Here is a 23,527-nt window from a genome sequence, read left to right as displayed (position 1 = left end):
AGGGAGAGAATGAATATGACAGTACAAACAGCACAAATTGTAAAAAACTACATTGGCGGCGAATGGGTAGAATCCATTTCAACTAAAATGGAAGCTGTATATAATCCAGCAACAGGAGAAGTAATCGCTCAAGTACCACTTTCAACAAAAGGAGATGTTGAACAAGCTGTATTAGCAGCAAATGAAGCATTCAAATCTTGGTCTAAAACGGCTGTGCCAAAACGCGCTCGTATTCTATTTAAATATCAACAATTACTAGTAGATAACTGGGAAGAGTTAGCGAAACTAATTACGATTGAAAACGGAAAAAGCTATAACGAGGCTTACGGTGAAGTTCTTCGTGGTATTGAGTGCGTGGAGTTTGCTGCGGGTGCCCCTACATTAATGATGGGAAAACAATTACCTGATATTGCAACAGGTATTGAGTCTGGTATGTATCGTTACCCAATTGGTGTTATAGGCGGAATTACACCTTTTAACTTCCCAATGATGGTTCCATGCTGGATGTTCCCACTTGCAATTGCTTGTGGTAATACTTTTGTATTAAAACCTTCAGAGCGTACACCACTTCTAGCGGCAAGATTAGCAGAATTAGCTGCAGAAGCAGGCATACCAAAAGGTGTATTAAATATCGTAAATGGTGCTCACGATGTAGTAAACGGTCTTCTTGAACATAAATTAGTGAAGGCAATTTCATTTGTAGGTTCTCAGCCTGTCGCAGAATATGTATACAAAAAAGGAACAGAAAACTTAAAACGTGTTCAAGCACTAGCGGGTGCGAAAAACCATTCCATTGTATTAAATGATGCAAATCTTGAACTAGCAACAAAGCAAATTGTTAGTGCCGCATTCGGTTCAGCAGGTGAGCGTTGTATGGCTGCTTCTGTTGTAACAGTAGAAGAAGAAATTGCAGATCAATTAGTTGGAAGACTCGTAGAAGAAGCGAATAAAATTGTCATCGGAAATGGTCTTGATGAAGATGTGTTTTTAGGACCAGTTATTCGTGATAACCATAAAGAGCGCACAATTGGTTACATCGATTCAGGTGTAGAACAGGGCGCTACATTAGTTCGTGATGGACGCGAGGATACAGCTGTAAAAGGAGCTGGTTACTTCGTTGGGCCAACAATTTTTGACCATGTTACAAAAGAAATGAAAATCTGGCAAGATGAGATTTTTGCTCCTGTTTTATCGATTGTTCGTGTGAAATCATTAGATGAAGCGATTGAAATTGCAAATGAGTCTCGCTTTGCAAATGGAGCTTGCATTTATACAGATAGCGGGGCAAGTGTACGTCAATTCCGTGAAACAATTGAATCCGGCATGTTAGGTGTGAATGTTGGGGTTCCGGCGCCAATGGCATTCTTCCCGTTCTCTGGCTGGAAAGACTCTTTCTATGGTGATCTTCATGCGAACGGTACTGACGGCGTTGAGTTTTATACTAGAAAGAAAATGCTTACATCTCGTTGGGAAAAGTAATCTTTAAGAGAGAAGTAGAATCTGTTTAGTTGCTTGTAAGCAAAAGTAAGGAAAGTAGTAAAGCATAAGAAGGAAGTATTAGGAGTCTATCAAATTCCTAATACTCCTTTTTCATATGCAGAATGACTGTTAGAGATAGAAAGGAGCAAATCGTATGCAAACTGTTAGAATGACGACGGCGCAAGCATTGGTAAAATTTTTGAATCAGCAATACGTAGAGTTTGATGGAAAGCAACAAAAGTTTATTAAGGGAATCTTTACGATTTTTGGTCATGGGAATGTAGTAGGCCTAGGTCAAGCTTTAGAAGAAGATGCAGGAGAATTAGAAGTATATCAAGGGAGAAATGAACAAGGAATGGCAAATGCTGCGATGGCCTTTGCAAAACAAAAACATAGAAAACAAATTTTGGTATGTACTTCTTCTGTTGGTCCTGGATCAGCAAATATGATTACCTCTGCAGCAACAGCTTCGGCAAATAATATTCCCGTTTTATTACTTCCAGGAGATGTATTTGCAACGAGACAACCTGATCCTGTTCTTCAACAAATTGAACAAACACATGACTTATCTATTTCTACAAATGATGCTTTCCGTGCAGTAAGTAAGTACTGGGATAGGATAAATCGTCCTGAACAATTGATGACAGCTATGATTCAAGCGATGCGTGTTTTAACAAATCCGGCAGAAACAGGAGCTGTAACAATTTGTTTACCACAAGATGTCCAGGGGGAAGCATGGGATTTCCCAGATTACTTCTTCCAAAAGCGTGTTCACCGTATTGAACGTCGTCTACCTACAAAAGCCAGCTTAGCGGATGCAGTGGAAATGATTAAGAGAAAGAAAAAGCCAGTTATGATTTGCGGTGGTGGTGTAAGATACGCAGAAGCGGCAAAAGAGTTAAAACAGTTTGCTGAAACATTCCACATTCCATTTGGAGAAACACAAGCTGGAAAAAGTGCAATTGAAAGTAGTCATCCATATAATCTAGGCGGCATTGGGGTAACAGGAAATATAGCAGCTAATACAATTGCAAAGGAAGCGGATCTTGTTATTGGAATCGGGACGAGATTTACTGATTTTACAACGGCATCGAAACAATTATTTCAAAATGAGGAAGTTGAGTTTTTAAACATCAATATTTCAGAATTCCATGCGAATAAGCTGGATGCATTAAAGGTTATAGCGGATGCGAAAGAAGCGCTTCTTGCTCTAATAGATGAACTGCAAGTAATGGATTATCGATCTAGTTATACAGTAGAAATTGGTGATGCAAAAGAGGCTTGGGAAACAGAATTAGCACGTCTACATAATATTCGCTTTACAGATCAAGAGTTCACACCAGAAGTCGAAGGTCATTTCGATGGAAAGTTAAATGAGTATGTAGACGCACTTGGTTCACAATTAACACAGACTGCAGTCATTGGACAAATTAATACATTACTTGATGAAGATGCAATTATCGTTGGAGCGGCAGGAAGTCTTCCAGGTGATTTACAAAGAATGTGGGCATCAAGAAAACCAAATACATATCACATGGAGTATGGATACTCTTGCATGGGCTATGAGGTTGCGGGTGCACTAGGTGCAAAGCTAGCTGAACCATTGAAGGAAGTATATGCAATGGTAGGGGATGGTAGTTACCAGATGCTTCATTCAGAGCTTGTCACAAGTCTTCAAGAAAACAAGAAAATTAACGTCTTATTGTTTGATAACTCCGGATTTGGTTGCATTAATAACTTACAAATGGGCAATGGAATGGGGAGCTTTGGAACAGAGTTTCGCTATCGAAACCAGGAAACTCGTAAATTAGACGGGGGAATTATGAAAATTGATTTTGCAGCTAGCGCAGCTGGATATGGTGTGAAAACATATCATGTTACATCAATAGAACAATTACAGGAAGCACTTATAGATGCGAAAAAACAAACAGTTTCCACATTAATTGATATTAAAGTATTACCAAAAACAATGACAAATGGATACGAGTCATGGTGGCATGTAGGTGTTGCGGAAGTATCTAAAAGTCAAAGTATACAAGCTGCGTACGAGAGTAAAGTAAGTAATTTGCAACAGGCAAGATCTTATTAGATTAGGACACAAAGAGAGCTTTTTATCTACATGCATATGGTTTAAGAAGCTCTCTTTTCAATAACCAGATAAGAGAATTTGGCGAAATTCTATCACATTTTGTAAAGAGGAGAGACAAGGGGATGTTTAAAGAAAATACAGTTAAGCTTGGAATTGCACCAATTGCTTGGACAAATGATGATATGCCGGAGCTAGGGGCAGAAAATACGTTTGAACAATGTATTAGTGAGATGGCACTAGCTGGATTTAATGGAAGTGAAGTAGGGAATAAATATCCGAGAAATACGGTTGTATTAAAAAAATCTTTGGAATTACGAAACTTGGAGATTGCAAGTGCATGGTTTAGTACGTTTTTAACAACGAAGCCGCTTGAAGAGACAGTAGAAGAATTTATTAAGCATAGGGATTTCTTACACGACATGGGTGCAAAAGTTATCGTTGTTTCAGAGCAAGGGCATAGTATTCAAGGTTTAATGGATGTACCACTATTTAAAAATAAGCCTGTTTTTACAGAAGAAGAGTGGAATAAGCTTGCGGATGGATTACATCACCTGGGTAAATTAGCTCAGGAAAAGGGGCTGCATATTGTATACCATCACCATATGGGTACGGGTGTTCAAACAACGGCAGAAATTGAAAAGTTAATGGATATAACTGATTCAGCACTTGTATCTCTGCTTTTTGATACAGGTCATCTTGTTTTTTCAGGAGAAGAGCCACTTTATATTTTGAAGAAATATTTACCTCGTATTAAACACGTACATTTAAAAGATATTCGTCAAGAAGTAGTAGATATTGTAAAGGAAAACGAATTGAGCTTCTTACAGGCAGTGAAGAATGGGGCATTTACAGTTCCCGGGGATGGCGTAATTGAATTTGATGAAGTGTTTACTATCCTTGCAAACTCTGATTATCAAGGGTGGTTTGTGGTAGAAGCAGAGCAAGACCCAGCTTTAGCGAATCCTTTTGAATACGCATTAAAAGCCCGAAAATTTATACAAGAAAAAGCCGGTCTGTAATTTAAGCATTTTAAGATTATCCCTAAGTAAATGGTATGGTAATCAACATGTCTTCTTACAAAAGGGGTAAAAAGACGTGAAGGTTGGTTTTACATGTAATAAATAATATTGAAATAGGGGAGTATGTAATGCCATTAGTTCAAATGAAAGATATTTTAATGAAAGCAAATCAAGAGAATTATGGGGTTGGAGCTTTTAGTGTCGCGAATATGGAAATGGTAATGGGAGCTATTAAAGCAGCTGAAGAGATAAGTTCGCCGCTTATTCTACAAATTGCGGAAGTTCGTTTGAATCATTCGCCAATTCATATGATTGGTCCATTGATGGTAGCTGCAGCGAAACAAGCAAATGTTCCAGTAGCAGTTCACTTTGATCACGGTATGACATTTGAAAAGATTCAAGAGACGTTAGAAATTGGTTTTAGTTCGGTTATGTTTGATGGCTCTCACTATCCGTTAGAAGAGAATATCCAAAAGACAAAAGAAATTGTAGAACTTGCGAAACAGTATGGAGCGACGGTAGAAGCTGAGATTGGTAGAGTTGGTGGTAGTGAGGACGGATCAGAAGATATTGAAATGTTGCTGACAAGCACTACAGAAGCAAAACGATTTGCTGAAGAGACAGACGTAGATGCGTTAGCTGTTGCAATTGGAAATGCGCATGGTATGTACAATGGAGATCCTAATTTACGATTAGGCCGTCTACAAGAAATTAACGAGGTAGTCCATATTCCACTCGTATTACATGGTGGTTCTGGCATTAGTTCAAAGGATTTCAAGCAAAGTATTCAACATGGTGTTCGAAAAATTAATGTAGCAACAGCCACATTTCAGAATGTAATTACGGCGGTTAACACTGCCGTCCTAAATAATCCGTATTCAGATTACTTTACGTACCACCAGGATGTTATTGAGGCTGCATACGAAAATGTTAAAATTCATATGCAAATATTCGGAAGTGAAAACAGAGTATAAATAGAAAAGCTTTCTTCAGTAATAGTTAGACGAAACTCGGAATGTAGTGAACTGAAAAAAGTAGAGAATGATTGAGTAGCCATTAAATAAAAGGGGGAGAAAGCCATGTTAGGAAAATTAGGTGAATTAACTGAAGGATATAATGTATTAACAGAAATGAACGGTCAATGCAGTGATATGTTAATGGATATAGGCATATATAAGATGTCTAATGGGAAAGAAGAGTTGCTATTTGATAATAAGAATGAAACAGCGGTTCTTTTACTGGAAGGGGCAATACGTTTAGAGTGGGAAGGAATGGAACAAGTTATTCAAAGACATTCTGTGTTTGAAGAAAACCCTTGGTGCTTACATGTATCTAAAAATGTGAAGGTTACCATTACTGCTCTTTCAGATAGTGAAGTGCTTGTTCAAAAAACAGATAATGATCAAGAATTTGCGTCTAAGTTATATACTCCAAATGAGTGTCAAAGTGTTGTAGCGGGAGATGGGGTATGGGAGGGAACGGCGCAGCGTGTTATTCGTACAATTTTTGACTATAACAATGCAGCATATTCTAATATGGTAGTAGGAGAAGTTATTTCTTATCCAGGTCGATGGTCTAGTTATCCGCCACATCACCATGATCAACCGGAGGTATATTATTATCGCTTTAACAAACCACAGGGATTTGGTTGTGCAATGGTTGGTGAGGATGCATATCGCGTTGTACATAATAGCTTTATTACAATTCCAGGTGAGCTAGACCATCCACAAGCAACGGCGCCTGGATATGCCATGTATTTTTGTTGGATGATTCGACACCTTGAGAATAATCCTTGGAATGATCGTATCATGGAGGAAGAACACAAGTGGTTATTAGAACCAAACGCGAAAATTTGGCCAGCAAAGGAATAGACGAAAATAAAAACGAGCAATCCTATTCATAGTGATAAGGTGCTCGTTTTGCTATTTGTAGGCAGAAAGAAAAATTCCTCATACTGTTATTGCCAGATTATTGTCCTGCGAACATTTAAAGTAAGAGAATTCTTTCAGAGATTATGTAAAAAAAATCTTTTATTTTGGCCTGTGTTTCTGACTTGTTAGTTATTTACTTTTTGTTTGTTGTTCTATCTACATTTGAAATGGGGAAGTCTGTGCCGTATAGGTCTTGGTTATTATCTTTATTGTTATTGTTTGGATTATGTTCCACTTGAGATGATGTTTCTAGCATTTGTTCTTGTTCCTTACTAGGGGTATTTAGGGCATCCGATGGGACGCGAGCAATCTGTTCGCTTACTAGCTTTTCTTTATCCATATAATACAGCTCCTTTTTGAGATGAGATTAAAAACAATGGATTTATGAATAGACACTTGGATATTTTAAGCCTTTGAATGGAATTATATACAAACTTATATTGCAAAGATTGCTTTTATTCGTTTCTTGTTTTGGTTTAAATTTCGTTTCGGTACAAGTTTTGCTGTTAAATTGTCACAAGCAACAACAGATATGATAACCAATAGGTAGTGAAGGATAATATTTTTTCATAGAGAATAATGCTAGAGTAGGAATTAATCTATTTTGCTTTTGATGAAAGGGGAATTAACATGAATACATTTGTTAATGACAAGTTTTATGATACGCGAAATCATTTATTTGAGGAAATTACTTTGTTAAGTGATACTCAATTTAATAAGAAACCAGATAAGGATAAATGGAGTATAGCACAAGTATGTCATCACTTAATGTTATTAGATGAAAGGGTTATAAAGGTCATTTCATCTGGATTAAAAAAGATGGATAGTACACAAAATGAGCGTAAAGAAATTCAATCTATATTATTAGATAGATCAATAAAATTTATAGCACCAGAAATGATTGAACCAAGCATAGAGACATTTGAAGTACAGCAAATGGTCGATTTGTTAAACAAATCGAGAAAAGAATTAATGCGTTTCCTAAGTACAATAGAAGATGAATCTATATTAGCGAAAAAATCAGTGATGCATCCAGCTCTTGGAGAATTACTTCTTGAGCAGTGGATAGAACTGATCTATTTACATGAACAGCGCCACATAGAACAAATTAAGGAGATAAAATTACTTTGTGAAGTTGGAAAGTAAAAATCATTGTCTATTTTGAGAGAAATGTATTCTATTTAAATTATATAGAAAAGAATTCAAATAATTTATATACAACGAAGTAGTGTAAATTCACTACTTTTTTATTTTCTCAGAATGATGCATTTCATACCATTAGACAATTATGGAATACAAAAATGCAAAAACTATTAAGTGGCGACATTGAAATCCATTTTGTAGAGATACCAAAATTGGTAAAACAATGGCGTGAAGAAAAAGTAAACCCTTGGGAAAATACATTTGTTCGTTGGATGTTATTACTACCAGCGCATGAAGGTGAACATTTAACTCAAACATTGCATTGGAGGAGATTGCGATGAATCAAGATCCAATTTTACAAAAAGCAATTAATAAATGGGAAAATATGAGCCATGATTCTTCTTTCCGAACAGCATATGAAGCTCGCGAGAAATTGCTTTTAGATGAACAAGCTAAGCTAGTACATGCAGAACAGGAGGGCATGGAAAAAGGCATTGAACAAGGTAAGATGCAAATGATCCGAGGAATGCATGAAATTGGTGTACCACTTGAAACTATTGCAAAAGCAAGTAAGTTGAGTGTAGAGGAAATAGAACGTATCTTGAAATTAAAGTGAACATATATGAACCTATAGTACTCATGAATAAAAGAAAATAGACACTCATTGTTATAGTACGTTTAATAGAAAAGTATTGCTCAACAATTCGGCAGTGCTTTTTCTATATCATTTTTTGTTTTTCATGCAGAATCACCCGCAAAATTACTTTTTGTAGTTGAAGTTTTCCGAATAATAAGTTACATTTTTAAGGTTCAAGCAACTATATGACAGTACAAAAGGGGAGAAATATTGTTATTATGCAAAAAATGAAATGGAAGAACTATTTATGTTATTTTTTTATTCTAATACTTCTTGGAACAGCAGTAACAGTCAAACCATCTATCTCAAAAGCTGAGGAATCTGATGTTAATATTACTTTGTTAGGTACTGCAGATATTCATGGTAGATTTATGCCTTGGGATTATGCGCTTGATGGTGCAAATACGAGTGGAAGTTTAACGCAACTCTATACGGTTATAAAGAAGGTACGTCAAGAAAATCCAAATACCATATTAGTAGATGCTGGGGATACAATTCAAGGAAATTCAGTAGAGTTATTCAATGATCAGCCGCAATCGCCAATGATGGTAGCGATGAATGCGATGGGATATGATGCTTGGGCATTTGGAAATCATGAATTTAACTTTGGCTTAGATACATTAAAAAAAGTTAGTGAACAATATAAGGGAAAGACATTAGCAGGAAATATTTATAAGGAAAATGGAGAGCGTTTTCTTCCTGCATATACAATTGTTGAAAAAGGTGGAATTAAAGTCGGGATTATTGGTATGAATACACCAATGATTAGTGATTTTGAAAAAGGGACAGATCATTTGGATGGTTTAGTGGTGAAAAATCCAGTAGAAGAGACAAAGAAGGCCATTAAAGAGTTAGAAGGTAAAGTAGATGTAATGGTAGGCGTTATGCATATGGGACTAGAAAATGAGAATGGAATCCCTGGTACTGGGGTTCAAGATATTGCGAATGCTTGTCCGGAACTAAGCGCTATTTTTGCAGCTCATATGCATAAGCTTGTTAAAAAAGAAGTTGTAAATGGTGTCATTATTACAGAACCAGATAAATATGGAACACATATCTCACGTATTGACCTTACTTTTACAAAGCAAGATGGAAAGCTGGTTCTAAAAGATAAAACTGCTACAGCTATACCTGTAAAAAATACTGATGGAACAACAGTAGTATCTGATCCTACACTTGAAGACACACTGACACCTTTTCACGAGTATGCGAGGGGTGATGCAAATGTTGTAGTCGCTCAATTAAAGGGTAGAAACCTTGTTCCTGAAAATGAAATAAAGGGTATTCCAAGTGTGCAGATTCAAGAGACACCTTTATCAGATTTCTTTCATGAGGTCATGCTCTATTACAGCAAAGCAGATGTAGTCGCCCATCAAATTGATAATGATAATGCCCGTTTGGATGTAGGTCCTATTAAGAAAAAAGATATTGCATATAATTATCAATATGCTTTGGGTGAAATTACGGTATATAAGGTAACTGGGAAAGACTTAAAAGACTATATGGAATGGGCAGCAGGGTACTTTAATTCATCTCGTCCTGGAGATGTAACAGTTAGTTTTGATAAAACCCGTCGTGCGTCTAAATACAGTACGAATGATTTCTTTGGAGGCGTAAAATACGAAATTGATTTAACAAAACCATATGGAAGTAGAATTACAAATTTACGTTCTATTCGTACAAATAAACCAATCAAAACGAACGATGTTATGACGCTGGGAATGAATGCATATAGAATGGAGGCTCTTCAGGCAAAAGGTGGAGCTTTAGAGGGGCGTAAGTTTGAACAAATTTGGTCATCTAAACAAGAGAATGCATTCGGGGAAACTGGTGGAACCATTCGTAATCTTGCTATTACATATTTAAAAGAGGTAAAGAATGGTGTATACACACCAAAAGTTATGCATAATTGGAAAATTACTGGCGTGAATACACATTCTTCAGAGCATAAGGCTGTAGTGGATCTTGTAAATAAAGGGGTTTTAGAAATTCCAAAAACTGAAGATGGAAAATATACAAATATAGCCTCTATAAATACTAAAGATTCAATTACAAAAGAAGAGATTGTAGCACTCTCACAAAAAGCAAATATTAATCCAAATCAGTTTAAGCATATAAAAACGAAAGGTGAATTTTACAAAAAACTTAGTAAAAGTGTGAAAAAAATATAAGAAAAATGACTCTGGTGCAAAAAAATTTAAATATAGAATTGTGATTTTTTTAAGTAGTAGATTTAAATTTTTAACCAGAAGTGTAAATATATACAAACGAGCATCCCTATACATGGCGATAGGGTGCTCGTTTTCTATTTATGTATAGAAAAACTTCTCTATTTTTAGTCTGTCATCCTACACACAATTATAGTAACGTGAGTAGTCCGAAACAAATCTGTTTCGGACTGGGAGTTTAATATTTTATCTACTATATTAAACTTTTTTATGTTTGTAGGCTGAATTTTCTGATTTTTAAAGTGGAAAAACTGGATTACGCTAATTAATAGATACTCCACCAGAGACACTCAGTTTTGTTGGTGCTGGCGTATCTCCACCATTAAATGAAGATTGTTGTGATACATTTAAACTAATCATGCTACATGCTAATGTACTTACTATTATCGTACTGAATAACAATTTTTTTATTTTTTTCATTACTTTAACGCTCCTTTTCTTAAATGTTTCTTATCAGCATTATTACTAATATAGAAATACTTGCTCGCTTTAACATGATTATTTGCCTCGTAAAATTGTAGTGCTAAAATCTCTGCATATTCTTTTACACAATCCCACATTTCCTCTTTTTCAAAATAAGAAATGGCATCAGTAACTACTTTTTCTAGTTTAATTCTAGGCAGTTCTGTAATTAGTTCATTTAAAACTGCGAAACGGTGTTTATATTCCTCATTTCCTGATTCATTTGTATATTTCATTCCTTGCTCGATATATGCTCTTGCTGTTTCAATGCCTTCTAACTTATAATATGCTCTTGCTAAGACAAATAATGCTTTAAAATGGTTCGGTATGGTATTTATAATTTCAGAACTCTGTCTAATCGCCAATGGATATAAATCTTGAATATTATATAACCAGCCTAAATTGGATCGTACTCGTAATAATAATTGTTCTTCATCATACTTCTTAAAAATATCAATAACCATATTGAGACATTCTTCCGCTCTTTCAAATTCTCTTAGATCTATACAAGCCAGTCCATATACATTGTCGCATAAAGCAATATTAATTTTATAGCCTACATGATTCAAATATATTTCTTTGGCTTTTACTGCATGTTGAATCGCTTCAAATGGTTGATAAGATTGATAACAGTATGTTGAAAATCTATACTCAAACTCAGCTTTTTCTATTTCGTCAGGTATATCTTTTAAAAGTCCTTCCGCCTTTTCATAGTATGTTTTTGCCTCAGTATAATTTGCTATAATTGTAGAGTGGATTGCCTTAAAGAAATAATAATAGTAAGCTAAAAATGAAAATTCATCTTTAATATGAGGTAGTTTTTCTATTTGATTAAAAGAATCTTTTGTAATACTCATTCCATCTACCAAAACTTTATATCTAAAATTCAGCAGGGAATAATAGAATGATACATATTGGTCTGTTTCTATTTCTTTTAAACTTTCTTTTACTTTTAGATATGTTTGTTTTGCTTCTACTACATGATATAAACGAATTTCTTCATACCATTCATGTAATAATTCCATCAATTGTTTATTACTTTTTTCTTGAACAGTCATAATATCCCCCATTTCTCTGTAAAGGCTTATTCTGATAATAACAGGAATTCGATAAATTAAATTTAATCACGATTTTTTTCATAAATATACAGAATATTCTGAATTAAAGAGTTGTCCATGTTTTTAAATTTGAAAAGTATAGGTAAGGTAGTACAAGTTTCGTTAATGTATTTTTTGATTTTTTTACAGTTTTCTATTAAATACTTCTTATGAGAGGGAGCGTAGGTTTTTGATAAGTATCATAGGAAGTGTAACTTTTCATAAAATGTAGGTTTATACTTCCGCTAAGTAATTATCATAATGAGAGTATATAGATGTATCAAACGAAACTTCTACTTAATCAAATATGATTTAATACTTTCTTAGTTTTGGTTAGGGATATTTATATACTTTAAAGTAAAGAGCTTTATTTTATAAAGGGGGGAATTTTGGGGTTTATAACTCATGATCTTTTAATCTAAATTTATTTTAAGTGTTGAAAGATTTGTAAAAAATACTTTACGAATTGTAAGAAATAAATTACAATTTTTCTAAGAGGTGTTCCTATTGTTACATAATAGAATTGTAGTTTGTCGAGCAGAAAAAGGTTGGACTCAAGAAGAATTGGCAAAAAGGGTTGGTGTTAGTCGACAAACTATCGCTACTCTTGAAAAGAATAAATATAATCCTTCTCTAATTCTTGCCTTTAAAATCGCAAATGTATTTGAAAAGTCAATAACTGACGTGTTTGATTATCAGGAGGAGTGAGTCATATGTTGTGGTTAAAAATTTTATTTTTAGTTGTAATATTCATTAGTCAGATGTACGTAATACAATTTCAGTCCAGTGATGAAGCAAAAGACGAAAGAGGGAGAGAAATTCAATATAAAACAAATAATGTGTTGTACAATATCTTATCTGTAGGTATCATTGCCATTTTTATTTTTCAATCAGTAGAAATAATTTCTTTAGAATTTCTACCTGATTTATTGTTATATTTTGTGCTTTCATTAAGTGTACTTGGCAGTCTTATTATATTTATCAATAGACACAGCAAAAATTACTAATATAGTGTATTTGGATTATGATGAAGGTAGAATGATACCGATGTACAAACTGTATTAGAACGGAGATTTATATGGCAGAGGTAGAGTAAGGGGACTTTCAGAATTGAAAAGTATGAATGTTGTGTAAAAGCAATGCAAATTGTTGAAAATATAAAAAATGTATAGTAAATTGAGGGTGTATGCTAGATTATAATGAGCAAGAAGTCGGGTGGTTCTGATTCTTGTTGATTGATAGGTCGTAAGATCATAAAAAGTCTTGGTTTGGTCGCCAAGGCTTTTTTCATGCTGTATTCAGGCATAAAAACCTTGTATATCTCGACTGATTTTTCAAGCTGCAGCACGGGCTTTGTTTTTTCAATTGTAAAAAACATATTTGACTTACATGTTGGGAAGTATGGTGTAACTAATACAGAGAATGGGGTAATGTTCTACTTTGCTTAGAAAAATGGGGTATAAAGTAGTAAGATGTGATAGAAGTGATAAAGTATTGAAATGTTAAAGGGGATTTATATTCATATAGAGTATTTAAAAAAGGTGTAAAGTCAATTCCATGGCTTCGCACCTTTTTATTAAACTTGGACTTGTTTAAGCCCGTTAGCTTGTTCATTTTTAAGCGTTTATTGCATTTAAAATTGAAACTTTATTTGTTGTAAATAATACATAATTTTGTTTTACCGTTTTGATTAAAATACGGTCTGTTGTTCCATATGCAGTGCCAATACGGATTGCACTAGTATCTTCAACACCCGCATAGGTAGCATCTTCAGTAACCTCAATTACATCCCGTAATGGAATCGTAATCTTCGCCAATTGCCATGAAATTATTAACTCTTCTTTTGTTTTTTTTACATGAATACCTAGCATTATACCAAGACCTTTCTATAATAGAATGCTACACTTCTAATCTTATTATACAAATTTTTAGATTATTTTTCCATATGTAGGAATAGAATTGGTTTCTGCGTGTTAGTATCTTTAGCGTATCGAACGAAAAGGAGGATATACTGTCTTTCTGTTAAGAACAAAAGTTCACTTCAAATTAATATGAATTTGATATGATTGTAGTATTATAAACGAGAAATATTAAGAGTGGCAGGAAGGAAATGAATAATGAGAATTAAATTAGTAGGGATTTTTACTTGTATGATTGTGATACTTGGTATCTTTATCGTTTATACCAATCAATCTATTGGTAAAGAACCAAAAAAAACAAACTATGAAACTCATGAAAACTCCATAAATAGAGAGAAAAATGGTACTTCAAATAACATAGCGAGTTCTTTTGCTAGTATACAGGCTGTAGTTAATAAGGAATATGGATTGCCTGAAGACTATAAACCGGAGGATTTAGTTGTACCAAATGTACCATTCTCATTCAGTGGAACGCTAGAAAAGAGTTACCTTCGTAAAGAGGCAGCAGAAGCACTAGAAAGGTTATTTGATTTAGCAAAGAAAGAAGGAATCCAGTTGAATGCTGTTTCTGGGTTTCGCTCCTATGATTATCAAAAAAACCTGTATGCAAACAACGTGAAAAGAAAAGGACAAGAGCATACGGATCGCTTCTCGGCAAAACCTGGACATAGTGAACATCAAACAGGATTAACGATGGATGTCTCTTCTAAAAGTGCAAATAATGAACTAGAGCTAACCTTTGCGAATACGAAAGAAGGAAAATGGCTGAAAGAAAATGCGCATCGTGCAGGATTTATCATCCGTTATCCAAAAGGTAAAGAGAGTATTACTGGATATGCATATGAACCGTGGCATATTCGCTATGTAGGAGATATTGCTGAAAGTATATATAAGAAAAAATTGACTTTAGAAGAATATATGAATCTGTGAAAATAGAATTAAAGAATTAAATTGGCTAGCGATAGCAGTAAGATTGTAAAAGATAGGGGTATGAAATAAGATATTTCTTAATGTTTTTAAAGGGTATGCCATGGAATTGTAAACGATACTACTATTGTAGAGATGAAAGATAGCGAGTAATATCTTTACAGTAATGTGAGATGTAGGATCTTGCGTCAGGTGCAGAATGATAAGTATTAGGTTAATATATGATGAAAATCAGAGAGCAACGAAAAAGAATATAAATATTACGTATTCGGTTTTTTCCTAAATAATAGGGCAGCATTCTAATTAGAATAATGCCCTATTATTTTTAGTATAATCTATTGAAGTACTTTTTCAATTTTAGGCATCACGGCAATTGGTGGTAAAGATTTGGTCCATGCAGCAGCATAAATATTTAACTGTTCACCTATAGTGTAATTTTCACCATCTGAAATAGGAACTCTTAAAATCTTATTTTGATTTACTAACTCCCACCAATCATTTTGGTAAGCGAGAGCTTCATCTTTTGTAGATGTAGAAGCAACCACTAAATAATTGTTTTCTACTGAAATGACATATCCAGTAAAAGGATCTTGTTCTTGTTTATGAATAGAATAAATAGGTGTAGTGCTTACAGACGCTTTATTAGAATCTGCAAATGCCGGTGTTAATCCGAAAGTAAATCCACATCCTAATGTTAAAGCTGTTACGGTTGTTACTAATTTTTGTTTTTTTGTAAACATAATACATATCCCCCTTATATTTTATCCCTACACTTGCCATTTTCTAGTTCTATCATATAAAACCTTTTAATATTAAGATGTTTAACAGTTCTGCCACATATAATCCATAAATGTTAAAATTATCTATTAATGTAGGTGGATTTGTGTTATAATTCACTAGGTGAACTATTATTATTACATTCATCTCATGATGAATGTAGACCCTTCCTTAATTGTAAATATGTTCGATTTTATTGGTGAAGAGGGAGGAAACCCCTCTTCTTTTTTCGTCTTTCGTAAATGTACACCGAAAAAACGAAGTTTGATTGTCAAACTTCGTTTTTGTTAATATAGGACATGAATGGTTTCGATTCCTTTCAAGGTGTGTGAAGTATAGAGAAGACTTTGAAATTCTGCAAATCTGGAATAACGCCGTTTGATATGTTTATGCCCCTGTGTAGTGAGATTATTCAAATGCTTGATTGTGCAAAGAGTGGTATGCTTTTAAAACATTGCCCTTTCAATATTATTGGACACGTTAAGTAAAGCGGGAATCTTGTCTGTTGTAATCACCGTTGCTTTTTCTCACATTTTTCTAGATTGTAACTAGGGTTAGGAAACTTTGCAAATAAAATCAGTTATCATATTTCATACCTCTTAAATACAATTTATATTTATGTTCAAATAAATTAATTGATTGAAACTTTGTTTTTGCCGATATGTAAATATCGATAGTAATGCCCTTGACTTCCCAACGTTTCCAAGCATTACGTGAACAGATTGCTACTGTCTCACCTAAGTATTTTAAGTGATAAACTGGTCTTCCGTTTATTTTCCTCTCTTGGAACATGATACATATTCCCCCTAATTTGTATTAGGCAACATAAAACGTCACCTGGGTGTTTTTGTCTAGATCCCTAAAAAGAAAGATAACTTTTATTTATTAAAAAGTTATACAGTATGTCGAAAAGTATGATTAATAGCATAACTATAAATTTGGATTTTTTCATTTTTAAAATACAACTTATCATTATTTGAAATATATGAATTGAAATGTTTATGCTTTAGTATATGGGGTTTCACCTATCTGGCTAATAATGTTTCTATTTGAATCTATATTCTTTTTACATACTTATCACACACCTTTTTAAGAGTATTTTAGTTTCTACGTATCAGAACAAATGTAAGTGGAATTATATATTACAGATAGGAAATATATAAGTAAATATAGGCTATTATTTTAAAAAGAATCCATAGTCACACACTTAGAGATTGAGACTATTTATATATTTACCAACATTGTGTAACTAGTATAGGAACTTATATATACGAGTGTCAATGAAATGAATCTTACATTTTTGTAAGGTAACTATGTTAATAATGTAGTAAGTAATTATTATATAAGATAAATAATTACCCACTTATAATAAATCTAAGAGTTGATAAGAATCTTTTATATTCTATAAAACGAAAGGGTTCCTTGAATTAAATAAAAGAAGAATATGTATTGTTATTTACAAATTATTTATTATAAAATCAGTTGCTATTAGTGATTCATAAGATATAAAGTTTATTTTGATTAAACTCGTATGTATGGGTGAATATAATAGATGTTAAATTTGGGTATATCTTACATTTTTAAAAGGAATGTTACATGTCTTGGATAAGTAATGAAATGCGTTATTTATAAGCTAATCAAATCTACAAAGCTGTTTGTACTGAATTCATTTTTTAAGATAACCAAAATAGAGAATTGTAAAAAAATTAGAATAAATAATAAATTGTAATTAAATTAGTTGTGAATAAGAACGTATTATAGGATTAGTTTTTTTATACGAATAGTTACACAAGAAGAAATGAGGAGTAAAGAATACCTATAATTTTTTGTTATTTTTTAAACAACAATTTTAAATATGAATTTAAAATTGTTGTTTAAATCGTTATCTTGTGTTTTAATAATATTGATAATGGATATCGATAAGAGAGATGAAAATTAGCGAAACCGGTGCTGCTAGTTAATGCCATAAAGATTTATAAATTTTTATATAGTATTGTTATGAATCTATCTCTAGTATTGAAATTTAAAAATAATATGTTTATAGAAGGAGTGGCTGTTTGTATGAAAAAAGTAAATGGAATAGCTAAATATGTTGCGGTAGCTTCCGTTATAATGTCAGGAACATTTGGCTTACAAACAACATCTGCATTGGCAGATTCTAAGGGAACTGTAGAAAATCTTCAAAATGGTGGGAAGGTCTATAATAGTTTTAAAACTACTTATGACATGAAGCAGAATATCAAAAATTCAATAAAGGTTTCCTTTATTGAGGATCCGTACGCAGATAAAAAGATTGCAATTGTTACTACGGATGGTAGTAATATAGATGCTAAATATACAATTAATGGCGGATACTATAATGGCGGATTAAAATGGCCATCGGCATATCATACGGAAGCAGAAATAACAAGTGATGATAGTGCTCAATTTCATAAAGCTGCCCCAGTTAATACAATGACTTCAGCAAAGGTTAGTTCTGAAGTAGGGTATACACTTGGTGGTAGTGTTAAAGTTGGGGTAAATGATAAAGGACCAAATGCTGAAGCGAGTATTACAGGTAGTTATGCTTGGAAAGAAAGTGTATCTTACGATCAAGCAGATTATAAAACAGTATTAGAGACTCAGACAGATAAAAAATTAAATTGGAAAGTAGGATTCCAATCATTTAATTTCCCAGAGTGGGGAATTTATAATCGTGATTCATTCAATACTTTCTATGGCAACCAACTATTCATGAAATCACGTAGTTATAATGAAGGAACCAATAATTTTGTTTCAAAAGATACAGTACCAGCTTTAACAGGATATGGTTTTTCTCCAAACGTAGTAGCGGTTATTACTGCTGATAAAACAGAAGCTACATCAGATTTAAAAATAACAAATCGTAGAATTTCAGATCAGTACAATATTGAATGGGTAAGTTCAAAATGGTGGGGAACAAACAACAAGGATACATATAATGAGTTCTTTACTAACCACTATAAATTAGACTGGAACAAACATCAAGTTACTCTTGATAATCAAAAAGCCCTTGAAGAGCAAAAGAATGGTATCAATAGTGTAAATGAAAAACTTAACAAAGGAAAAGGTAAATTATCTTTTTCAATGAATGGAAATCAACTCAAAGCTACATCTAGCAATGCTGGCTATGGTATCAGTTATGCAGATAAAAATTGGGGTATCTTTGTAAATGGTGAAAAAGTCTATACGTTTAATGAAAAAACAACTGTAGGTAATATCTCAAATGATATCAACAAGTTAAACATTAAAGGACCTTATATTGAGGTTAAACAAATCTAATCAATGAATGAAATACAATTGATGGATGATTATTTTATCGAGACATGAGTAATGTGGCATTTTTTAAACACGTATTATGCAATGAAGGGATCAGATCTTATTCGTAAAATAGATAAGATTTGATCCTTATTATTTTTTCTTTCGCATACAAGATTAAGCTGAAAATAGATATTTGTCACCCAATTACTTCATTCCCTAATCTAGATAAGAGAATGAAGTAATTGAGAGCTATTCATTTTATCATTTGGCCAAGAAGCCACCTTACTCAAGGAACTTGAAGGGCTTCAGCCCGGTGAGTAGATGGGAGATGAATTGGCTTCGAACAAGGAAGAGTAGGAAGCCATCTTACTTGTTCGACATACATAAAATGTTGCCGGACAATTTGTCAGTATTATTTCACTATCTATCTAATAGATGCCAGTCTGTTTGTCGTATGGATTCTAAATGGATACTTTTTTGATGAAGTAGGAAAAGAATATGTTCAGAAGATGTTGTGTTTTTAAAATATTGGTTGTGTAATGAATTGCCCAAAGTGATTAAGAATTCTTCGATTGTTAAATTATCATTTTAAACATATAATTAAATTTAATTAAAAAGATAATCAATTCAAAGTTCTTATTGGACTTTTGAAATGAGCTATATACTAGTTGAGGTGTGGGGAATGGGAAAATCACGAGAGTGGACGATGGAAAATATTTTAAAGGCTGCTAAGAGGAAATTTGGAGAAAGTGGCTATGAAGGTACTAGCATACAGGAAATTGCAAAAGAAGCGAAAGTGAATGTTGCTATGGTTTCTTACTATTTTAATGGGAAAGAAAACCTATATTATGAGGTATTTAAGAAATATGGTCTTGTTAAAGAGTTACCTAATTTTCTTGAGAAGAATCAATTTAATCCTATTAATGCTCTAAGAGAATATTTAACAGTCTTTACTACACATATAAAAGAAAATCCTGAAATTGGCACATTGGCATATGAGGAGATTATTAAGGAAAGTGCAAGATTAGAAAAGATTAAACCGTATTTTATAGGTAGTTTTGAACAGTTAAAGGAAATATTGCAGGAGGGGGAAAAACAAGGAGTATTTCATTTCTTCTCTATAAATCATACGATACATTGGATCACTTCTATTGTTTTATTTCCAAAGTTTAAAAAGTTCATTGATTCTTTAGGGACGGATGAAACAAATGATAAAAATCATAAATGGATGCCAGAAGAATTAGTGAATAGGGTTATTTTCGCATTAACCAATAAACCTAGCATTTGACAATCCAAAATCTAAAAAGACCAGCAGTGAGATTCTTGTTACCAAAAAATAAGGAAGACGGAAGAAAAAGGGGTAGTTGATGTTAGACAGGTAGTAATGTATGGGGAGTATACTAGGTTATGTAATCTTAATAAAAAAATGTTTTAAAAGTGTCCCGAGGTTATTGAGGAGTGCTTTTTGGATGAAGTTAATGCAGTTAATTTTTTAATATTAGAGGGAATTAAAAAGAGAAGACTTTAGGCAGAGCTCTTAAATACGCCTATTAAAGTTAGCGTAAAAAGCAATAAAATAACCTTTGGAACAAGGGAGTTAGCTCGGCTGTCTTAAGACGAGTTAGCTATCAAAAGTAAAGAAGCCCCCAGTTAGGGCGTTAAGTGGCCAGTAATTCACATACAGCTAGAACAAAGGGGAGAGAAAGTATATTTGAGTTTTCATGGTCTTTTTTGAAGTATAAAATAGTATTGGATTGTTCTAGAAAGTATGGATATGAATATTATGTAAATCATCATAGATGGTTAAGCAACGGGATAGACCCACCATCAAAACAGGTGTATCGATTAAAGAAGTTATTAAAACTACCAATATTATTTGGGCAAATTACTCAGAAAATAGTCGATTCAATGGTAGAGGAATACTTAACAAGTAGGTACAGCTGGGATGAGAATGAATTAATTGAGAAAGGAAGGCTTATGTTACGTAACGCCTTTGTCATTTTCCAATATAATATATCTCTCTCAAAAAATGTGAAGGTGTGAAACTCCAATTTTAGGTGGGAGATGAAAGTGGAGTGTATTCTATGTTAATAAATAAAGCATATAAAATATAAGAAATCTTAATTGCGAAAACAGTTAATGGTATTCAATTTGTATTCAATTGCTTCCTTATTATATAGTACAATATGTACAAAGGAATAGGGGAAGGACTCACCTATCGTTGGGCTACGCCCTTCACACGATTGAAGAAGGAGAATTCTTTCGGAAAATACGTTAAAAGAAGCCTTAAAAGAGAAATACTCTTTTAAGGCTTTTATGCTTGTTCATTATTCCGCTGTTATGCCTTTAGGCCAAGTAGTCGTAAGATTACTATGATTAATAGCGCCCCTATTGTAAGGAACGCATTATTGACAGTGTGGATTAATAGCACGTGCCAAATATTTTTAGTCCATAGATATATTATATTTAGAAATAGACCTGCAAACATGAAGGGGATTGTACCTATTATGCTCCCGAAATTATAATAGTGAATTAACCCGAAAAGAATTGAATTCAAAATGATAATACATGCTTTTTTAAAAAAACTACCCTGAAATATTTTACCGAGAAGTGTATAACGAAAAACAGTATCTTCAATTAATCCCGTAACAATAGGACCCAAAGCGATATAAATTAAGAGCATGAACATTTCAGGACTTGCAGTTAAAGGTTCAATTAAAGGTGGTACATCTGTTTTTAAGCTGGTGCTAACTCTTGGAATAAGTGAGCGAACCAAACTAACTATAATTTGTAAAAGAACACCACCAACAATTACTAATAGAACGGAACGTTTCCATGCCAGTTTAAATTTACTCCAATGTCTACGAAGCATCGGAGCATAAACAACCATAAGGAAAATAAACATAATAATGCGTAAACTGGTATCAATAATTGCTGACAATTGATTTTTTACTGAGAAATATTGAGTGATAAAGCCTACAAATAATATTAATGGGATTAAAAGTAAAACGATATAATCTTTCTTTGTCCACACATTCTCTGAAAAATCTTCAGCAGCGACTAATTTAGTGAATTTATTCATTTGAATTTTCAACTCCTAATAATATTATAAAAATCTTAATATGTTCCATTTTTAGTTAAAGTACATTATGTTAGCTATCACTATCTTCTAATTGACGGTGTTACAAGCGTTCAATAGCTTCACGGTTTTCAATCATCAATCTTTGTATACAAAGATGTTATTTCTATTAAGTGATGTCCCGGTTGGCTCACTAATAGAACAAAATCTTTGTTTTTGCTAAAATGATTAGCTGCACATGTATGGTGCAACTTTTAAGGGCTTTTTTTCTCGTTAAATGCTCTAAGTAGTATACTTAAATATATCCTTATGTTTATATTTGCAAATTTTATCTCAGATAATTTATGCGCTTTTCCTCTATTCATAAAATTTGATATTTCTTAAAAACAGTTGAATTCCACACGTTCACTTTATCTAGAAGTGAGAGTGGGGGAGTTCAAAGAAAGAAGGGCAAATTAAGCTCTGTCTCTTGATAAAAACTTATGGAAATAAAAATAAGATAGTTACTGTTGGACAGATAGTAAATCACGATTAATATACTAGGTCTTACGAGCACTATAGAAAAACATAACTTCATAAAAAGAACTCCTATGTTATTTAGGAGTTCTTTTCGGATGAAGTCAATAAATTTATAGAATGTTGAACATTAATTTGTTTTTTCAACAATCGGAGAAATAGCCTTCACAAGAACACCAGCAAGTAAAATAGGGCTAAACTCAAAAGATGCAGCATAAACGTTCACCGTATCACCGATTACAATATCTTGTAATACTTCGGTTGAAGCTTCAACTTCATAAGTTATGTTGTTACTCGAAACTAAGATTGAATTATCAGATTTTCCTGTAACATTTCCTGTGATTTTTTTGTATTGATTCTCCAAAATATTTTGTTCATTTCCTTTTTGAATAATCGCGTTTCTTGCCTCGAAAGGTAAGTCCTTTAAAAGTATAGGATCCATTTCAAATGCTTTAGCATAAACATTTACTGTATCACCTATACTAATATTTGGTAGTATTTTCGAATTAACATGGGCACGAATGGTTTGGTTTTCACTTGAAATTTCAAGGCTATCTTCGGATTTTTTTGTCACTGTACCAGAACGTTTTTTTAGTTGTGCTAAGAGTTTTTGTTCTTTATCTTTACTCATTACATGGTTTTCTTGTTGTTTTTTAGATTCTTCATTTACTTTAGAAATAGAATTTACATCAGTGTAAAATACAGTTTGTCCATAGATTTTTTGATGTTTCCATTGATTTTTGTTAGCAACTTTAACTTTGTCCCCGTTTTTAAAGTTAGAGTTACTACCATTCGGGAAGTCTATAGTAACTTCTTGACTACTTCCATTAGCATCTTTATATGCAACAGTCACATAATAAGAATCTGAATCATTTATTACCCCAACTACATGGTTTTCTTGTTGTTTTTTAGATTCTTCATTTACTTTAGAAATAGAATTTACAT

20 protein-coding genes and 4 pseudogenes are annotated in these 23,527 nt (G+C 33.1%); 15 read left to right on the top strand and 9 right to left on the bottom strand.

The window, feature by feature from the left end:
• Nucleotides 1-15: 15 nt before the first annotated feature.
• The 5 genes from AC3WVA_RS25965 (at nucleotide 16) to AC3WVA_RS25945 (ending at nucleotide 6,458) form a co-directional block, all read left to right on the top strand.
• Complete coding sequence (locus tag AC3WVA_RS25965; protein WP_492322275.1) at nucleotides 16-1,479, top strand: CoA-acylating methylmalonate-semialdehyde dehydrogenase; 1,464 nt, start codon at nucleotides 16-18, stop codon at nucleotides 1,477-1,479.
• A 154-nt stretch (nucleotides 1,480-1,633) separates the two neighbouring features.
• Nucleotides 1,634-3,568: a 3D-(3,5/4)-trihydroxycyclohexane-1,2-dione acylhydrolase (decyclizing) gene (iolD, locus tag AC3WVA_RS25960; protein ID WP_492322274.1), complete on the top strand. Its 1,935-nt coding sequence runs from the start codon at nucleotides 1,634-1,636 to the stop codon at nucleotides 3,566-3,568.
• A gap of 122 nt (nucleotides 3,569-3,690) precedes the next feature.
• Complete coding sequence (iolE, locus tag AC3WVA_RS25955) at nucleotides 3,691-4,587, top strand: myo-inosose-2 dehydratase (protein ID WP_270735498.1); 897 nt, start codon at nucleotides 3,691-3,693, stop codon at nucleotides 4,585-4,587.
• 128 nt (nucleotides 4,588-4,715) lie between these two features.
• Nucleotides 4,716-5,561 carry a class II fructose-bisphosphate aldolase gene (locus AC3WVA_RS25950; protein ID WP_492322273.1) on the top strand — a complete coding sequence of 282 codons (846 nt, stop codon included), beginning with the start codon at nucleotides 4,716-4,718 and terminating at the stop codon, nucleotides 5,559-5,561.
• A gap of 105 nt (nucleotides 5,562-5,666) precedes the next feature.
• The gene (locus tag AC3WVA_RS25945) at nucleotides 5,667-6,458 is read left to right on the top strand and encodes a 5-deoxy-glucuronate isomerase (protein ID WP_492322272.1); all 792 of its coding nucleotides are present in this window, start codon (nucleotides 5,667-5,669) and stop codon (nucleotides 6,456-6,458) included.
• Between the two features lie 193 nt (nucleotides 6,459-6,651).
• Here AC3WVA_RS25945 and AC3WVA_RS25940 read toward each other — a convergent pair whose 3' ends face one another.
• Nucleotides 6,652-6,858: a hypothetical protein gene (locus AC3WVA_RS25940; protein ID WP_000356669.1), complete on the bottom strand. Its 207-nt coding sequence runs from the start codon at nucleotides 6,856-6,858 to the stop codon at nucleotides 6,652-6,654.
• 290 nt (nucleotides 6,859-7,148) lie between these two features.
• On the opposite strand from AC3WVA_RS25940, the gene AC3WVA_RS25935 reads away from it, so the two are divergent.
• The 3 genes and pseudogenes from AC3WVA_RS25935 to AC3WVA_RS25925 all read left to right on the top strand — a co-directional run bounded on the left by AC3WVA_RS25935 (nucleotide 7,149) and on the right by AC3WVA_RS25925 (nucleotide 10,469).
• Nucleotides 7,149-7,664, top strand: coding sequence for a DinB family protein (locus tag AC3WVA_RS25935; RefSeq protein WP_001091626.1), 516 nt, complete (start codon nucleotides 7,149-7,151; stop codon nucleotides 7,662-7,664).
• Nucleotides 7,665-7,765: 101 nt separating this feature from the next.
• A pseudogene (locus AC3WVA_RS25930) lies at nucleotides 7,766-8,277 on the top strand (Rpn family recombination-promoting nuclease/putative transposase); the annotation flags it as partial.
• Nucleotides 8,278-8,516: 239 nt separating this feature from the next.
• Nucleotides 8,517-10,469, top strand: coding sequence for a bifunctional metallophosphatase/5'-nucleotidase (locus AC3WVA_RS25925; protein WP_195756926.1), 1,953 nt, complete (start codon nucleotides 8,517-8,519; stop codon nucleotides 10,467-10,469).
• Nucleotides 10,470-10,787: 318 nt separating this feature from the next.
• Here the strand turns inward: AC3WVA_RS25925 and AC3WVA_RS25920 are convergent, their stop codons facing one another.
• The gene (locus AC3WVA_RS25920; RefSeq protein ID WP_048562785.1) at nucleotides 10,788-10,946 is read right to left on the bottom strand and encodes a Phr family secreted Rap phosphatase inhibitor; all 159 of its coding nucleotides are present in this window, start codon (nucleotides 10,944-10,946) and stop codon (nucleotides 10,788-10,790) included.
• On the bottom strand, nucleotides 10,946-12,046 hold the full coding sequence (locus AC3WVA_RS25915; protein WP_000217983.1) for a response regulator aspartate phosphatase: 1,101 nt from the start codon (nucleotides 12,044-12,046) through the stop codon (nucleotides 10,946-10,948). Before AC3WVA_RS25915 ends, AC3WVA_RS25920 begins: the two co-directional genes overlap by 1 nt.
• Nucleotides 12,047-12,592: 546 nt before the next feature.
• On the opposite strand from AC3WVA_RS25915, the gene AC3WVA_RS25910 reads away from it, so the two are divergent.
• The 3 genes and pseudogenes from AC3WVA_RS25910 to AC3WVA_RS25900 all read left to right on the top strand — a co-directional run.
• Nucleotides 12,593-12,793: a helix-turn-helix transcriptional regulator gene (locus AC3WVA_RS25910; RefSeq protein WP_000903072.1), complete on the top strand. Its 201-nt coding sequence runs from the start codon at nucleotides 12,593-12,595 to the stop codon at nucleotides 12,791-12,793.
• A 5-nt stretch (nucleotides 12,794-12,798) separates the two neighbouring features.
• Nucleotides 12,799-13,092, top strand: coding sequence for a hypothetical protein (locus AC3WVA_RS25905; protein WP_000964481.1), 294 nt, complete (start codon nucleotides 12,799-12,801; stop codon nucleotides 13,090-13,092).
• Nucleotides 13,093-13,431: 339 nt separating this feature from the next.
• Nucleotides 13,432-13,553: pseudogene (locus AC3WVA_RS25900) on the top strand (sensor histidine kinase); the annotation flags it as partial.
• A gap of 148 nt (nucleotides 13,554-13,701) precedes the next feature.
• Here AC3WVA_RS25900 and AC3WVA_RS25895 read toward each other — a convergent pair.
• Complete coding sequence (locus tag AC3WVA_RS25895; protein WP_000900627.1) at nucleotides 13,702-13,956, bottom strand: SunI/YnzG family protein; 255 nt, start codon at nucleotides 13,954-13,956, stop codon at nucleotides 13,702-13,704.
• 246 nt (nucleotides 13,957-14,202) lie between these two features.
• Here AC3WVA_RS25895 and AC3WVA_RS25890 point away from each other — a divergent pair, with 246 nt between their 5' ends.
• Nucleotides 14,203-14,934: a M15 family metallopeptidase gene (locus AC3WVA_RS25890; protein WP_098347610.1), complete on the top strand. Its 732-nt coding sequence runs from the start codon at nucleotides 14,203-14,205 to the stop codon at nucleotides 14,932-14,934.
• 332 nt (nucleotides 14,935-15,266) lie between these two features.
• On the opposite strand, the gene AC3WVA_RS25885 is transcribed toward AC3WVA_RS25890, so the two are convergent.
• The 3 genes and pseudogenes from AC3WVA_RS25885 to AC3WVA_RS25875 all read right to left on the bottom strand — a co-directional run bounded on the left by AC3WVA_RS25885 (nucleotide 15,267) and on the right by AC3WVA_RS25875 (nucleotide 16,500).
• Nucleotides 15,267-15,671, bottom strand: coding sequence for a DUF3221 domain-containing protein (locus tag AC3WVA_RS25885; RefSeq protein WP_098521028.1), 405 nt, complete (start codon nucleotides 15,669-15,671; stop codon nucleotides 15,267-15,269).
• Between the two features lie 327 nt (nucleotides 15,672-15,998).
• A pseudogene (locus AC3WVA_RS25880) lies at nucleotides 15,999-16,226 on the bottom strand (DDE-type integrase/transposase/recombinase); the annotation flags it as partial.
• Nucleotides 16,227-16,284: 58 nt separating this feature from the next.
• Complete coding sequence (locus AC3WVA_RS25875) at nucleotides 16,285-16,500, bottom strand: hypothetical protein (protein WP_046955310.1); 216 nt, start codon at nucleotides 16,498-16,500, stop codon at nucleotides 16,285-16,287.
• Nucleotides 16,501-17,769: 1,269 nt separating this feature from the next.
• Here AC3WVA_RS25875 and hlyII point away from each other — a divergent pair.
• The 3 genes from hlyII (at nucleotide 17,770) to AC3WVA_RS25860 (ending at nucleotide 21,030) form a co-directional block, all read left to right on the top strand.
• A complete protein-coding gene (gene hlyII / locus AC3WVA_RS25870; RefSeq protein WP_088058571.1) occupies nucleotides 17,770-19,008 on the top strand; it encodes a hemolysin II HlyII in 1,239 nt (412 codons plus the stop codon).
• A gap of 661 nt (nucleotides 19,009-19,669) precedes the next feature.
• Nucleotides 19,670-20,275: a hemolysin II regulator HlyIIR gene (hlyIIR, locus tag AC3WVA_RS25865; RefSeq protein WP_429604298.1), complete on the top strand. Its 606-nt coding sequence runs from the start codon at nucleotides 19,670-19,672 to the stop codon at nucleotides 20,273-20,275.
• A 461-nt stretch (nucleotides 20,276-20,736) separates the two neighbouring features.
• A complete protein-coding gene (locus tag AC3WVA_RS25860; protein WP_429604300.1) occupies nucleotides 20,737-21,030 on the top strand; it encodes a hypothetical protein in 294 nt (97 codons plus the stop codon).
• 295 nt (nucleotides 21,031-21,325) lie between these two features.
• On the opposite strand, the gene AC3WVA_RS25855 is transcribed toward AC3WVA_RS25860, so the two are convergent.
• Together AC3WVA_RS25855 and AC3WVA_RS25850 are read right to left on the bottom strand one after the other, a co-directional pair.
• Nucleotides 21,326-22,069: a CPBP family intramembrane glutamic endopeptidase gene (locus AC3WVA_RS25855; RefSeq protein ID WP_492322271.1), complete on the bottom strand. Its 744-nt coding sequence runs from the start codon at nucleotides 22,067-22,069 to the stop codon at nucleotides 21,326-21,328.
• 643 nt (nucleotides 22,070-22,712) lie between these two features.
• Nucleotides 22,713-23,527 (bottom strand): annotated as a pseudogene (locus AC3WVA_RS25850) (S-layer homology domain-containing protein); the annotation flags it as partial.

The organism is Bacillus sp. EB106-04-02-XG92, assembly GCF_058791995.1.
Note: the sequence above shows the minus strand (reverse complement) of the source record. Positions and strands in the feature narration are given on the sequence as shown.

Coding starts and splice junctions, on each gene's coding strand:
- AC3WVA_RS25965 (WP_492322275.1), top strand. CDS start 16: ATGACAGTACAAACAGCACAAATTGTAAAAAACTACATTGGCGGCGAA.
- iolD (WP_492322274.1), top strand. CDS start 1,634: ATGCAAACTGTTAGAATGACGACGGCGCAAGCATTGGTAAAATTTTTG.
- iolE (WP_270735498.1), top strand. CDS start 3,691: ATGTTTAAAGAAAATACAGTTAAGCTTGGAATTGCACCAATTGCTTGG.
- AC3WVA_RS25950 (WP_492322273.1), top strand. CDS start 4,716: ATGCCATTAGTTCAAATGAAAGATATTTTAATGAAAGCAAATCAAGAG.
- AC3WVA_RS25945 (WP_492322272.1), top strand. CDS start 5,667: ATGTTAGGAAAATTAGGTGAATTAACTGAAGGATATAATGTATTAACA.
- AC3WVA_RS25940 (WP_000356669.1), bottom strand. CDS start 6,858: ATGGATAAAGAAAAGCTAGTAAGCGAACAGATTGCTCGCGTCCCATCG.
- AC3WVA_RS25935 (WP_001091626.1), top strand. CDS start 7,149: ATGAATACATTTGTTAATGACAAGTTTTATGATACGCGAAATCATTTA.
- AC3WVA_RS25925 (WP_195756926.1), top strand. CDS start 8,517: ATGCAAAAAATGAAATGGAAGAACTATTTATGTTATTTTTTTATTCTA.
- AC3WVA_RS25920 (WP_048562785.1), bottom strand. CDS start 10,946: ATGAAAAAAATAAAAAAATTGTTATTCAGTACGATAATAGTAAGTACA.
- AC3WVA_RS25915 (WP_000217983.1), bottom strand. CDS start 12,046: ATGACTGTTCAAGAAAAAAGTAATAAACAATTGATGGAATTATTACAT.
- AC3WVA_RS25905 (WP_000964481.1), top strand. CDS start 12,799: ATGTTGTGGTTAAAAATTTTATTTTTAGTTGTAATATTCATTAGTCAG.
- AC3WVA_RS25895 (WP_000900627.1), bottom strand. CDS start 13,956: ATGCTAGGTATTCATGTAAAAAAAACAAAAGAAGAGTTAATAATTTCA.
- AC3WVA_RS25890 (WP_098347610.1), top strand. CDS start 14,203: ATGAGAATTAAATTAGTAGGGATTTTTACTTGTATGATTGTGATACTT.
- AC3WVA_RS25885 (WP_098521028.1), bottom strand. CDS start 15,671: ATGTTTACAAAAAAACAAAAATTAGTAACAACCGTAACAGCTTTAACA.
- AC3WVA_RS25875 (WP_046955310.1), bottom strand. CDS start 16,500: ATGTTCCAAGAGAGGAAAATAAACGGAAGACCAGTTTATCACTTAAAA.
- hlyII (WP_088058571.1), top strand. CDS start 17,770: ATGAAAAAAGTAAATGGAATAGCTAAATATGTTGCGGTAGCTTCCGTT.
- hlyIIR (WP_429604298.1), top strand. CDS start 19,670: ATGGGAAAATCACGAGAGTGGACGATGGAAAATATTTTAAAGGCTGCT.
- AC3WVA_RS25855 (WP_492322271.1), bottom strand. CDS start 22,069: ATGAATAAATTCACTAAATTAGTCGCTGCTGAAGATTTTTCAGAGAAT.